The organism is Microbulbifer sp. ABM4_008 (genome assembly GCF_056311705.1).
Genome location: NZ_CM149970.1, coordinates 3,804,318 through 3,818,024 on the forward strand (window position 1 = coordinate 3,804,318; position 13,707 = coordinate 3,818,024).

Annotated in this window: 10 protein-coding genes; 8 read left to right on the plus strand and 2 right to left on the minus strand. The window is 42.1% G+C overall.

Annotation, left to right across the window (positions count from 1 at the left end; translation table 11 throughout):
• Window positions 1-41 precede the first annotated feature (41 nt).
• The 3 genes from ACYX4J_RS16610 (at window position 42) to ACYX4J_RS16620 (ending at window position 3,210) form a co-directional block, all read left to right on the plus strand.
• The gene (locus tag ACYX4J_RS16610; protein ID WP_476177101.1) at window positions 42-1,001 is read left to right on the plus strand and encodes a hypothetical protein; all 960 of its coding nucleotides are present in this window, start codon (window positions 42-44) and stop codon (window positions 999-1,001) included.
• Between the two features lie 251 nt (window positions 1,002-1,252).
• A complete protein-coding gene (locus ACYX4J_RS16615) occupies window positions 1,253-1,630 on the plus strand; it encodes a hypothetical protein (protein WP_476177102.1) in 378 nt (125 codons plus the stop codon).
• A 563-nt stretch (window positions 1,631-2,193) separates the two neighbouring features.
• On the plus strand, window positions 2,194-3,210 hold the full coding sequence (locus ACYX4J_RS16620; RefSeq protein WP_444906164.1) for a patatin-like phospholipase family protein: 1,017 nt from the start codon (window positions 2,194-2,196) through the stop codon (window positions 3,208-3,210).
• Window positions 3,211-3,266: 56 nt separating this feature from the next.
• Here the strand turns inward: ACYX4J_RS16620 and ACYX4J_RS16625 are convergent, their stop codons facing one another.
• Both ACYX4J_RS16625 and ACYX4J_RS16630 read right to left on the minus strand, forming a co-directional pair.
• On the minus strand, window positions 3,267-5,213 hold the full coding sequence (locus ACYX4J_RS16625) for an aconitate hydratase (protein WP_476177103.1): 1,947 nt from the start codon (window positions 5,211-5,213) through the stop codon (window positions 3,267-3,269).
• 621 nt (window positions 5,214-5,834) lie between these two features.
• On the minus strand, window positions 5,835-6,491 hold the full coding sequence (locus tag ACYX4J_RS16630; protein ID WP_476177104.1) for a class I SAM-dependent methyltransferase: 657 nt from the start codon (window positions 6,489-6,491) through the stop codon (window positions 5,835-5,837).
• A gap of 1,701 nt (window positions 6,492-8,192) precedes the next feature.
• Here ACYX4J_RS16630 and ACYX4J_RS16635 point away from each other — a divergent pair.
• From ACYX4J_RS16635 to ACYX4J_RS16655, 5 genes are all read left to right on the plus strand, one after another.
• Window positions 8,193-8,504: a cupin domain-containing protein gene (locus tag ACYX4J_RS16635; protein ID WP_476177105.1), complete on the plus strand. Its 312-nt coding sequence runs from the start codon at window positions 8,193-8,195 to the stop codon at window positions 8,502-8,504.
• A gap of 258 nt (window positions 8,505-8,762) precedes the next feature.
• A complete protein-coding gene (locus ACYX4J_RS16640) occupies window positions 8,763-9,140 on the plus strand; it encodes a hypothetical protein (protein ID WP_476177106.1) in 378 nt (125 codons plus the stop codon).
• 465 nt (window positions 9,141-9,605) lie between these two features.
• On the plus strand, window positions 9,606-10,625 hold the full coding sequence (locus ACYX4J_RS16645; protein WP_476177107.1) for a cytochrome-c peroxidase: 1,020 nt from the start codon (window positions 9,606-9,608) through the stop codon (window positions 10,623-10,625).
• Between the two features lie 549 nt (window positions 10,626-11,174).
• Window positions 11,175-12,341: a patatin-like phospholipase family protein gene (locus tag ACYX4J_RS16650; protein ID WP_476177108.1), complete on the plus strand. Its 1,167-nt coding sequence runs from the start codon at window positions 11,175-11,177 to the stop codon at window positions 12,339-12,341.
• Window positions 12,342-12,546: 205 nt separating this feature from the next.
• Window positions 12,547-13,653 carry an acyltransferase family protein gene (locus tag ACYX4J_RS16655; protein ID WP_476177109.1) on the plus strand — a complete coding sequence of 369 codons (1,107 nt, stop codon included), beginning with the start codon at window positions 12,547-12,549 and terminating at the stop codon, window positions 13,651-13,653.
• The last annotated feature ends 54 nt before the right edge of the window (window positions 13,654-13,707 follow it).

The window sequence follows — 13,707 nt, forward strand, 5'->3', positions numbered from 1 at the left end:
GCATTCAAACTAACACACTATCAATGCAGTAAGGAAATATAGTGCGTATTTTTGTTTTATTTTTTGTTTTTATTATTAGCTCTTGCGCAATTGGTCCCAAGTTCACACCAGCTCCTCCACCCCCTGAAAGCAAAGGCTTGCTTTATTTAATGCGTGGTGATGTTTATCACGGCGGCGGTTTTCCTACCAAATTCATTATTAACGATAGAATTGTGGCAAAGTTGTATGATCAAGGATACACGTGGATTCACTTGCCCCCAGGAACATACAAAGTTAGGGCCGGAGGTATTGAAAAAAAAATCAAGATTACTATTTCAGGTGGAGAGACGCATTATTTCCGGTATCATCAAGTAAGTAAAAGCACTTATAGCTATTTTAATATTTTCGAAAAAACAAATTATAACGACATCAAGAGTGATCTAACTTCGGCACGATACAAAAAATCAAATGACTATGAAAGTGCTGAATATACCATCTTAAGAGAGTTTGAAAACAATCAAACAGAAAACTCAGCTGAACTATCTATAAATCTATCAGAAAATTTCAACGGTGGCAGGGCTGATCTGGATGTTTACTATATGGATGATCCAGAATACTGCTACTATCAAAGACAAAAAATCACTCACGAAGACTTTAAAGGTGAAGTGATTAACTTGCCTACTAAGGCGCCTGTAACACTTCTACTTACAGCAATGCCAAAATCCTACCTCCCTTTTGAGACCTATACTAAGTCATACTATTGCTCCACTTTTATTACGTTTAACCCTGAAGAGAATCAAAGTATAGAAATGGATTTCTCCATACAAAAAGTGGCAGATAAGAATTGGGTTTGCAACATATCTATGAAAGATAAACTCAATGGAAGCTCGTATGATTTTCTACCAAGAAGCATGCCAGAGAAATTCTCCAGAGCCTCACCTCGCTGTACACCAGAGGACTTTAAAGCACCCGAATACATCTCCAATTATGAGTTCAGGTTTAATGCTAACCCTCCCATTTAGATATTAGAAGAACAATAACAAAGGCGCCATAGAATTCACTTGGCGCCTATTATGCCTTAAAACGATACAACTTGCTCAAATTCGACATTTTATATTAATATTTTCAGCAATATTATATAAGCAGCATCAGTCAACGCGAAAAGCCTACCAAATAGCTATCCAAGCCACTCCTAAAATGTCATCTTGTTAAAATTTGTAAATTAGCTTTAATGGCCTACTATTACCTTGATTAATATGAGAGCTTATACGAAATGAAGAGTCTAATTATTCCAACTCTAACGGTGCTCTTTATGGCCGCGCAGGCGAGCGAAAGCGCTGATAACTGCCCTCAATTAGACCTTGATATACCAGAATCTAAAGCCAAACCAGTAATAAAGACCGCACCTATGCGCCCGCTAGGCATCAGCAAGCACCCACCAGTGTGCATAATAGTTTCATTTGAGTTGGTGGAGAAATCGGGATCTGAAGGAGGAGGACTTGTTCCAGGAGATATAAAGATTGAAGGCTCCTCAGATAAAGCGTGGAATATACCCGTTAAAGTGGCTGTATCAAGGTGGCTTTACCTTTCAAAAGGCATCGACTATCGTGGGCGCCAGTATGTGATCTATAAGATTCCTTCACTATCTTAATAAGCAAACACTAGAAAAGACAATACGTGTTACATTGAAATTTTATACACATATCGGTATTTTTTGCCTCACGTGAAAACATGACTTCAGTAGAACTGCAACTTTGATTCTAAATATAATTAAATCTGAAAGTTCTGAAAATAAAGGACTACGTTGTTTTATAGATTTAAGCTGGGCATTACAGTTTGTATTGCAAGCATCACTTATAAAAATAGCTTAAGAGTCGCCCAATATACCATAGAGACTTCAAACGGCTGCACCGGTGCACAGTAATCGGCGTTGCGCAAGAATCTACTTTTGTGTTCCGACTAACTCCATGACACTCTAGCCCTTGAACTGTAGGTTTCAGCTCAGAGGCCTACTAATCCCCATATCTATCAATCCTTATATTAGCTTCTTTACCTTAACCATACTAATAAACTCAGCATGGTGATAGATGCGCCTAACTTATTGATATTATAAGCTTTTTTGATGGTATCCAGGGTATATGGAGTATTACCCCTGTTACCAAATGCTATGTTTCTAGGGTCGCGTACAATCTACGGAGCCAGAGGGCATCGGCAATGGCTATCAGAATCCTTTCTATCGATGGTGGAGGAATCCGGGGAATCTTGCCTGGCCAGATACTAGTGTCCCTTGAGCACAAGCTAAAGGTGAAATCAGGCAATCCTGACGCCAGGATAGGCGAGTACTTCGACCTGGTGGCCGGAACAAGTACCGGTGCGATATTAGGTGCCGCCTACATCTGTCCTAACAAGCAAGGAAAACCAAAATTTTCTGCCCAGGATGCTGTCAGCCTCTACCTTAAGGAAGGCGAGAAGGTATTTGGCTCAGGCTCATGGCCTTTTCTAGAAAAGTTAAAGTTATTGAAGGAGGAAAAGTACTGTTCCATGGAGTTGGACAGGGTTTTATCGCAATTCTTTGGGAAAATGAAACTTAGTAATCTATTAAAGCCCTGCTGCTTTGTTTCCTATGATATCAAAAAGCGGGAACAAATCATTTTTAGGCAACATTGTGCCATAGTAAAGAATGAAGACTTTCTGGTTAAAGACCTTCTACTGGGAAGCACCGCGGTACCAACCTATTTTGAGCCAGCACGCATCTTTTCACTACCTCCATCCAACAATAAATATGTCTTAATTGATGGCGGCATGGTAGCCAGTGATCCTGCTTTATGCGCCTACTCCGAAGCCATCAAATTCAGTGGGGTCTCTGGGATGAAGGATATGGTTATTGTATCTCTGGGTACCGGCAGGCAACTTTCAGGATACAAATACAAGGAGGTTAAAGATTGGGGGATACTCAATTGGGCAAGGCCCGCCATTGATATCGCCGTAAATGGAAGCGCGCAAATGGTTCATTACTATATGAAGCAAATTTCTTCTACCGTAGAGAATTCAAATTACTACCGGATACAACCGAAGCTTTACACTGCTGATTCAGCTATGGACAATTCGACACCAGAAAACCTGAAGAAGTTAAAAAAAGCGGGAGAGAGGAATGCAGAGTATTTTGATAAAGAGCTGGAAGAAATAGCTACTATATTAGTCAACAACCAAGGGAGCCATAGGTATCAGTAATGCTACTGATCGGGACCAGCGCTGACTTTATCAAATTTCAGCTATAGAAATTCATACTACTTATCAGAGCTTAGGTATTTTTCTCGAACCTGGTTAATCATACCCCCTGCTTCCAGCACTTCAATTTCGTCCTTAGCCAAATCACTCCGCAAGTTAATACATTCTCCAGATGATTTAATTATCAATTTAATTGAACTGCTTGACTTTATCTGTGCAATTGGGTTGTCAATTTCAAGAGCTACACCCTGCTCAAGCTGATCGTAATCATCAAATTCTTCAAATAGCAATGGCAGTACACCAAAGTTAATAAGATTACGCCGGTGTATACGGGCCATACTTTTTGCAATTATGCACCTTACCCCAAGAAAACGTGAAGATACTGCCGCATGCTCACGGCTAGAGCCTTGTCCATAATTCTCACCACCGACAACGAAACAGTCTCCATTGAGCTTCACTGCCCGATCATAAAACGATTCATCGATTCTTGAAAATGTATAGCGGCTGATGGCGGGGATATTGGAGCGCAGCGGTAAGATTTCTGCTCCAGCAGGTAATATTTCATCAGTAGAAACATTGTCCCCTGCTTTCAGCAATAATGGGCCGGTTAAAACTTTCGGTAGTTTTTCGAAATCAGGGAGGGGCTTGATATTTGGCCCTTTGATCAACTCAACTGCTACTGGGATTTCTTGAGGCGGCTGCAGTAACGGACGTATATCAGGTAGATATTCCGGCTCATGGAAGCTGGGGTAGTCCATATCCAGGTCACGAGGGTCAGTGATCACCCCTCTTAACGCACTGGCAGTAGCCACTTCGGGGCTGCATAAATAGACTTGATCGTCTGCGGTGCCTGAGCGGCCTCGGAAGTTACGTGGGACCGTGCGCAAGCTTATACCACCACTGGCAGGGGCCTGCCCCATGCCGATACAACCACCACACCCGGTTTGATGCAAGCGAGCTCCCGCTTGTAGCAATTTTGTCAGATCTCCACTCCGACTGAGCTCTTCGAGTAACTGACGTGAGGTTGGATTGATGTCAAAGGAAACGTCATCGGCTATTCGGCGACCTGAAACCATGCGTGCAGGTATCGCAAAGTCTCTCAACCCTGGGTTGGCAGAAGAGCCAATATAGCTCTGATAGATAGGGCGGCCCTCCACTTCACGGACCGTCACAACTTTGTCTGGGCTTGATGGGCAAGCAATTAGCGGCTCGAGATTTGATAAATCGATAGTATCTTCTTCGTCATAACCCGCGCCTTCATCGGCCTTCATTTCGACAAAGTCGTTTTCACGATGCTGCTGCTTTAGGAAAGCCCTTACTGCTTCATCGGCAGGAAAAACGCTGGTGGTAGCGCCCATTTCCTGCCCCATATTGGCGATCACATGGCGATCCATCGCTGTCAATTTAGCCAGGCCGGGACCGTAATATTCAACAATCTTGTTAACACAGCCCTTAACAGACTGCCGACGCAACATTTCCAGAATGATGTTCTTAGCGCTAATCCATGGCGGCAGCTCACCTTCGAGCTTCACACCGAGTATTTTGGGCATTTTCAGTGCAAAAGGGACGCCTGCGATGGCCATTGCTACCTGTAAGCCACCGGCTCCAATCGCCAGCATCCCCATAGAACCCGCTGCACAAGTATGGCTATCGGCGCCAAGTAATGTCTTACCAGGCACATCGAAACAAGCCATCTGTACTGGATGGCTGACACCATTACCGGGCCGCGAAAACCAAATTCCAAATTTACGACAGGCACTTTGCAGGAATATATGATCGTCGGCGTTTTTAAAATCCGTCTGTAACAGGTTATGGTCTACATATTGTGCTGAAAGCTCGGTCTTGATTTGAGACAAACCAAGCGCCTCAAGCTCCAACATGATAAGTGTTCCCGTCCCATCCTGAGCTAGCGTCTGATCGATCTTTATCTCTATTGAGCTGCCAGGCTCCATTGATCCACTCACGAGGTGGCTTTGGATAAGTTTCTGCGCAAGATTCATAGGCATAAAGGGATACCCGGTGAGTGAGCTGGAGCTTTCTAGTATTGATGTAACTAGATCTTGATCATTGTAGCTCTAGGGAGCCTCTGAATAACTCCGTGACACCTCTGGCATGCAGAGCGGTTCACAATCAAGGCGCGGCTTCGCAGGAATGTCTAGACCTTTCAAGAAGTCGCAACGCGGAGTGTGAATCGCTCTGCAAGCCCCAAAGGGCGGTCCTTGAAGGCCACGGCTGCTGCGTTGCAGCTCTTGCAAAGGGCTACGGCCATTCCCGGCGAGCTGCGCCTAACATCTGCAGCCTTCAAGGCCCGCAGAGGCATTACGGAGTTATTCAGAGGCTCCCTAGCTTCCTCGGCTGAAGCAACGTTATAGCTGCAGGACTATGTAAGCGCCAATGCTATTTCCACGGACTCTTAGTAGCCCTAACATGCGCTAGAGCTACCTGAACTGTTGACTTCCACATTTTTGTAATCTCTGACAAATGACTGAGTATATGCTGCTACATATACTCGATAGGAGAGTAATCACTAGAAGATAGGGAGTTAATTCAATCCAGAAGTTCTATTTAATCAGTCAAAATAAAAAGTGTTCTTCGGAAAGATACAATTCCCCAAGATTGGCAATTGCTTATGGATTCAACTCACACACAATTATATTAATTTTCTTCTCCACAAGCTGCCCTGTATTACTTTCTCCATACTCATTGTGCTTCCCGCGGGATACAACTTTGAATCCAGCGTCAGACAATTGGGTACAAATATCACCCTCATCAAACAGCCTGAATCCATATTGAGTGAACGGTAGATTTTGCATAAAAGATTTATCGCCAAAAGCCAGGCATAACTTCCCTTTAGGTGCTAGTACTCTGGAGATCTCTGCAAGATGAGTTTTTAGGGTGTCCCAAAAATATATTGTGTGTACGGCTAGAACCTTATCGAACTGTTTATCGGCAAATGGCAGGCTTTCTGAGCTACCAACTAAAAAATCCATTTGACCCGACTCTATATATTTAAAATTTAGACCCTTTGCGGTTGCAACCATATCGCTCGACCAATCAATACCGGTATAGCGGACACTAGACCCCTTACGAATTACGTCGACTGCAAATTTGCCATTGCCCGGACCAATTTCTAGAACAGAATCACCATCTACCACTTTGAGAGCTGTTAAAGCGGCAAGATTCGTTGCTTCATTCACTTTGTTCATTTGCTGCGCGGTTTCTGAGGCCAATGTACCAGATGGTTTTCTAAGCTGCTCAGCAATGAGCTTTGGATCTTTTGACATTACTATTCCTTCAGCGTCAAAAATAGAATACTAACCAGACAACCGGTTTTTTTGAATATAAATATAAAATACAACTTACTCTACACTACGCTATTGCTCAACCTCTATATTGATTATTTTAGGAAAAAATTAGACGCAGATAGAACATTTATTTAGAAATTCTGCACATACTTTTGGGCCTTTAGCGCAATGCAAATCAATTCAAAATAAAAATATATTTTATAAGTACCCTGTATTGCATGCATTCTGAGGGTGTTGTAATAAGCAAGTAAGCTCTCACACCTGACATCCGATCCTCCCTTTTCCGGATAGAGATTGCCCCTTAACCATTCCCTATGATGCATCCTCTCTTGAGATAGGCTGCGTAAGGACTTGTGGGTATTTATTGTGACAGGATTAAGGTATTCGGGCTTTCAGTAAAGGTTTAAAGCTAATTTCATTTATTGAGTTTAACAATAAGAAAGAGTAAATATCTGCAGCTTAATTTGGTTTAAGTTTATCGGACGCTACCTTAGGACAATATATAAGAAGCTATATCTTTAACCACGGGAAATAGCTATTCAATTGAAAAATTTACAATACGTATTGACGGTTCAAACCCAATGAACCCTTAGGTTTGACCTATTAGCTTGACCTGTAATGAGATACATATTTGCATAATTCTAACAGTATGGCTAGGATGCTGCCAACCATTAACCCTACCACCTAAAACAGAAAATCCTCTTAATTTAGGTATAAGTACATGAGGATAGCTATTTGAATCCTAGGTCACTTTTCTTTTGGTTCTGCGGCTTATCGGCAATCATTATTCTTGGATTTACACCAAGTTATGTTATGGCCTACGGAAACCTATCCACAATGCATCACATCCATGGAATAGTTTCCCTTCTATGGATTGGAATCATGTGCTTACAGTCTTATTTAATGCTCAAAGGGAGCACATCTCTTCACAAATATCTAGGTTGGCTGTCAGTTGTCGTTGCCACAATATTTATAGGCACTTCATACTGGGCATTTTTCAGCACTATTGAATCAACCTTAGAGAAGAGTGAAATATTTAAACTTGTATATTGGGTTGACTTATTCTTATTACCACTTTTTGTATTCTCTCTGTTATCTGGGTTCCAGTACCGAAAGTCTCCCCAAAAGCATATGCTCTGCATGATGCTGAGCTTGGTAGCTATACTACCGCCGGGACTAGGAAGGCTTATCTACGGTTTATTCCTATTTCCCTTCAATGCTCCTATTAGGTATTTTTACGAGCCTATGATGCTAACCACCATAGGAATACTAATATACTTAGGAATTCGTGAGAAATGGAGATTTGGTCAAATAAAAGTGGCTCTTGGGGTAACGACATGCTCATTTATCACTTCCTATTGGGTAGTCAATATGGGATTTTTTGAGAGTGGGGTAAGATGGATTTTGAGCACTTAATGTTGACTCCATTTTGTTCCACTAACAATTTATCTCATTAAATATTAGGACATTATTGACGGCATGCTACTTCTTAATTAGACCAATAACTAGCACGCTATTCCCAAAACTCCATCCTTTCGCATACCAATAGAAAAGAACAGATCAAAAATCCAACTACAAAGATAATAAAGATAGTCTTGGAACTATAAGGGCGGTGATTTACTCTACCTACAGGACCTTTAACCCAAAGCTATTTTATACGCACTCAACAAGGAAGCAGAGATGTCAGGCAGTTATCCAAGTAAAATTAAGGAATTACCTCTCTACGATGGTCGCTTTGATGCTTACAAGCTTAAGGCAGAAAACAGTGATGTTCTTTTCGCATCATATCCAGCTGGAACGTTCATTCCACCCCATACTCATGACACAGATAATCATGGCGTTATCACAAAGGGGGAACTAATACTCACCATGAATGGTGCCACCCAACGGATTGGCATTGGACAGTGGTACCATGTACCAGCACATGTAGAACACTCTGCGACATTTGATGTCGAAGCCGATGAGATCGAATTTTGGTTTAAAGATAAATAGGATTAAATTTCTACTACAGATCAATTTACATGTATAAAACTATAAATCTTGAAAATTAAGCTATTAAAGGGTAGATATAGTTTATTAGCTTAAGATATCGTTTTGGATAAAGATGTTACTTGGAGACGCGATGATGATCCTAATACTATAGCCACCGGGGATCTTTATCCCGTAAACAGCCCTGAATCATTGGATAAGGGAATAATTTAAAATAACCGGTTAATTTATAGGCAACTACACTAAACAGCCTAGAAATATATGTGGAAATTCATACTTGATTTTATAAATTGTGCTCTTGGTATAAGTTCCATTGAAAGTGGTGAGAGAATACCCCTAGAGGAAGAACGCTTTCCATCCGATGGAATCGTACGCGCCCCCTCTTTTGATTCGATTCCGCACAAACAAGAACCTTTGTCCGGCTCAGTCCGCCCAAAAGAACTTGGTGAGGTAGTAGAAGTCATGGTTGGTGTTGATTATCCAATTTACGGTGGACAAACGATACTCGTTGCTGATTTTGGAACTTACACAATTGAGCTGCCCAGCCCTTGCAGCGGAATAATCGAAGAGACTCTTATTAAGCCCGGTAGCTTGATAGGTAGCGAAACGCCTCTATTTAGAATACGTAGACCAATATAAAAGTTAACCAGATATAACAATAAGATTAAAATCTTCCTAAAACCTAAAGGTCCTACCTAAAAATTTAACCACATTCAGATAGTTATGGAGTCATTTATCGTTCGAGTAGATATTACACCACCAACCGACCAGCAGAAATACGAATCATTTCTCTTTAGAGATACTGATAGCTATCCCCTAAACCCTACGCTTCCTCGCCATCTCAGAAATTGCCCTGCAATTTTCAAAGGCAAATAGCAAGACTTCAATCTCTCCAAATCCAGTGCACTCAATGTATAGTCCGAGTTCTGAATAATATCTGAAAAAGTATTTTGTGAACGATTCTGGATATTCTAAAAATACACAGCTTTTTTTGTTAAATCATGGTATCAGCCGAACGAGCTTCCCTATATAGTGGCGCCGCCTAGCTTTGATTAAAAATAGGTTAGTTGTCATTGTTTTTTGAGATGTGGGAGAGATACCAAAGTGATTAGGAAAATTTTTTCGAAAAGAGATCTCAAGCTTCCAATCATTGGCGGCTTGATAGCGGTAGCAAGCTTGCTATCAACAACTGTATCGGCAACGGCCGAAGTTGATATAAATCAATTACGTCAACAATCAAAAATTATGTTCGGCACTCTCTCAGAAACTATGCCAGGCAGTGAGAATGACACCCCTGCGATGGTTGAGCTTGGAAGAACACTGTTCATGGACGAACGGCTTTCAGTCAATGATAGCCAGTCCTGTAACAGCTGCCATCAAGTAGGGAACTACAACGGCTCGGGTGTCGACAATGAAGCGACATCACCGGGAGCTTTACCTGGCACCAAGGGTGATCGAAACTCTCCAACGGTCTGGAATTCCGGATTTCAAGTGGCTCAATTTTGGGATGGTCGCGCAGAGGACCTGAAGGAACAGGCCAAAGGTCCAATTCTAAACCCTGTAGAGATGGGAATGCCTTCAGAAGAGGCTGTTGAGGCAAAGATTTCAAAAATTGCCGAATATCAAGAAAGTTTCAAACACGCCTTTGGTAAAGAGAATGCTATCTCTTACGACAATATTGCTGAGGCCATAGCTGCGTTTGAGCGCACACTGATTACAAATGATCGTTTTGATGATTTTATAAATGGTGATGATCAGGCTATGACAAAAAGTGAGTTAAAGGGCCTGCAAACCTTTATCAACACTGGTTGTTCAGCATGCCACAATGGTACAACCTTGGGTGGAAACATGTACCAGAAGATGGGGCTGGTCAACCAATATCCACACCAAGAAGATTTAGGTCGTTATAAAGTTACAGGCCTTGAGAATGATAAAATGATGTTTAAAGTTCCAATGTTACGCGACGTAAGCAGAAGCGCTCCTTACTTCCACGACGGGCGTGTAGAAACCATTGAGCAGGCAATTTACGATATGGCTTGGTACCAATTGGGACAGAAATTGAGCACACAACAGGTAAATGATATTGCAACTTTCCTAAACGCTCTAGAACATCAAGCTCATTAAGCTATTTCCCCACCCTTCGGGGTGGGCCCCTTTCGCTCTAATCAATCTTGGCTATGCTCGCGGGTTTCCAATCACTAGCTCACTGATAACTTGTAACCATTCACCCCTGCGGTTACTTTGTGTATAAGACACAGCAGTCAGTAGACTAAACGGTTTCCTGGTTACCGACCAACTTATAATGTCTAGCGCTCCACTAATACTTATATCAAGCCGATAAAATGAAATACGAAGGGAAATCTACAGCCTTCAGCCGCCGACTTGAGAGAGTTCCATTAAATTACTGTTCAATACCTGGGCATTCAGTCATCAGATTACTTTATGTGCTTTTCGCTTTATAGATAGTGAAATTTTCCATAAGGGACTAAGAGGATAGAAATTACGATTTTTTTCTCATTCGAATAAGAACCCCCAATAGTGCTTAATTTCTTATCACAATCCCAAAGCAAGATAAGAAAACAGCCTTAAGTAACTTTTAAATAACCCAAAGAAATAAAACTAATCTGATTTGCCACACTCACTGTATTAAGAGTTTAGCGTTCAGGAAGATCAATGAAACTTCGGCTAGCGTCAGCCCTCACCATACTAGTTATCGTAGCGTTTTTAGGCTTGGTGTACGTCTACAATTATCGACTGACCCAAAGTATTCAGTATGATGCCCACCCTGTTGCTAAAGAGTTCATCAAAAGTAATGCTTCCCTTAAAGACAAAGATACTATCAACATCCTTATTATTGATGGCGGTGGAATACGTGGTTTGATACCACTCTATGTCATTCAACATATCGAAGAGCAGACCGGCAAGCCTATTGATGAATTGTTTGATGTTTTTAGTGGAGTATCCACTGGCGCTATCATCGCTACTGGTCTCAATGTGACTCAAAAATCATTTGACGATGATCATCCAGGGATTGAAAACCTTAAATCCCAAAGTGATAAAATTATTGATATTTATAAACAAGATAGCAGATACGTATTCTCTGTACCCTGGTATCACAAATTACTAACCTTTAATGGTTTTATCTCTCCTCGCTTTAGCGGTGAGCGCTTAAGCGAAACCATGGAAAAGCATTACACTGAAAAATTGAAGTTTACGAGCCTGAAGAACTACGTAATCATCCCCTCTCTCAATATTCATATGGGTCAGCTTCAATTATTCAAAAACCGTGGTGAAGCAGTCAGTAAGCTGCCCACAGACACACTTTATCAACTCGTAACAGCGGCAGCTAGTGCGGAAACCCTATACCCGCCTGTCGATTTTGTAACTACGGGACGGGATATGCACCAGCGCTATTATGCCGATGCTGGTATATACGCAAATAATCCAGCCAGTATTGTTTTACGCGAAATTATTAGAGAGTTCCCTGAAAAAAACTACTATGTGCTGATTCTCGGGGCCGGTACGTCTCCACTAAGTACAATGGAAGCTAACTACAGAAACTTAAAAAACTGGGGCAGGATTAATTGGGTGAAAGACCTTATATCTAATGTACAGAGATCCATGGATGATCAACAAGTATACACCTTGGAAATCGCACAATCCCTTAGCCCTAAAGGGAGAATAAAATATAACTACTTAAATGTAGATCTTGTTAATCCATATGTTGATCCATTTGACTACACAGCAAGTAAGAATCTGAAAGTTCTAGCAGATAGGCTTCTTGAGGAAAATAAAACGGAGGTTGATCAGGTAGTAAACATCCTCAAGGACAAAGGGTAACTATAACGCTGGAGAATACTCCACCTGATCAGTTGAACTTGCCTTTCAGTGTTGCCTTGGGCGAGAAGCCATTAATGGGTTTGCATGCATGAAAGCCCGAAGATTTGAGTTGAATCACACAGAATACAGATAGTGTGTTCAACTTAGGCAAGGTAAGATCATGCCCATACCTTCTTGGATTGACCATGGATATAGGTCGTTAGCAATGAACACACGCCTTCTTAATCTCGATGTACTACGGGGGCTGGCTGCAACTTTGGTTGTCTGGCAACACAGTAGTGAAGTATTTATCCGCACCCCATCCATCGCCCAGCACGGCTCGGCACTGGCTGAATTTATCAGTCAACTGGATTTTGGCAGGATAGGTGTACTTTGCTTTTTCCTAATATCCGGCTTTGTCATTCCCCACAGTCTTCTTGCATCTAATCATACTCTTAAGAGCTTTGCTATCCGCCGCTTCTTCCGCTTGTATCCTGCTTACTGGTTATCTCTGACTGCAATTATCGGACTTACATGGTTGCTCGCTGACCGAACATTCTCTGCATCTACCATTCTTGCCAATACCACAATGCTGCAAGGTCTTATGGGGTTTGAAAGTGTTCAGATTCTATATTGGACTCTCACTGCAGAGCTGCTTTTTTACTGTCTCTGCGCACTGATGTTCACCCTTCAACTACTAGGGAATCCCAGATATCTACTCTTAGTGTGCTGGGGGGCGCTATCAGTATTTGTCAGCATGCAACTTTTAGGGCAATCATCCTCTCCAATTTCCCAGCTTCCCGCCACCACTACTTACCTCCCCTTTGCTATCGCAGTTATGTTCTGCGGAACCCTACTCAGGTATTGCTACGAAACAAGGCGCGGTTATCGTTATATGCTTTGGGGCCTGGTTTCGACTTTCTCGATACCACTACTCGTAATGGCCATGCACCTACTAGGTAGGTCGATCAGCGAAACTCCCCTCCGCTTTGTATCATCTCATTTCATCGCTTTAGCTATCTTCCTCGTTTTTGTATTACTTCCACCAAAGCCAATACGACATTTAGCCACTCTGGGGACTATCAGCTATTCCATTTACCTGTTTCATTTAATCGTTGTCTTTCTCGTCAGCTGGGCCATAAGCCAACCTTGGGGACAAGGGATTATAAGTATTTCTCTATCCACGTTGCTTGTGGCAGTAACACTACTTAGCTTCGCTTTGGCGGCAGCCATTTATTGGTTGGTGGAGAGGCCTTGCATGCAATTTGGGCGCTTTTTGAGCGATCGAAACGGCGGGTTAAACAAGTCAGGGGAAATATTAAGGGGGAGGTAGTGTGGAAAACTATCGGAATAAGTTAGGGGCCTGGATGCAAAAAAATAGCCGTAG

Coding starts and splice junctions, on each gene's coding strand:
- ACYX4J_RS16615 (WP_476177102.1), top strand. CDS start 1,253: ATGAAGAGTCTAATTATTCCAACTCTAACGGTGCTCTTTATGGCCGCG.
- ACYX4J_RS16620 (WP_444906164.1), top strand. CDS start 2,194: ATGGCTATCAGAATCCTTTCTATCGATGGTGGAGGAATCCGGGGAATC.
- ACYX4J_RS16625 (WP_476177103.1), bottom strand. CDS start 5,213: ATGCCTATGAATCTTGCGCAGAAACTTATCCAAAGCCACCTCGTGAGT.
- ACYX4J_RS16630 (WP_476177104.1), bottom strand. CDS start 6,491: ATGTCAAAAGATCCAAAGCTCATTGCTGAGCAGCTTAGAAAACCATCT.
- ACYX4J_RS16635 (WP_476177105.1), top strand. CDS start 8,193: ATGTCAGGCAGTTATCCAAGTAAAATTAAGGAATTACCTCTCTACGAT.
- ACYX4J_RS16640 (WP_476177106.1), top strand. CDS start 8,763: ATGTGGAAATTCATACTTGATTTTATAAATTGTGCTCTTGGTATAAGT.
- ACYX4J_RS16650 (WP_476177108.1), top strand. CDS start 11,175: ATGAAACTTCGGCTAGCGTCAGCCCTCACCATACTAGTTATCGTAGCG.
- ACYX4J_RS16655 (WP_476177109.1), top strand. CDS start 12,547: ATGAACACACGCCTTCTTAATCTCGATGTACTACGGGGGCTGGCTGCA.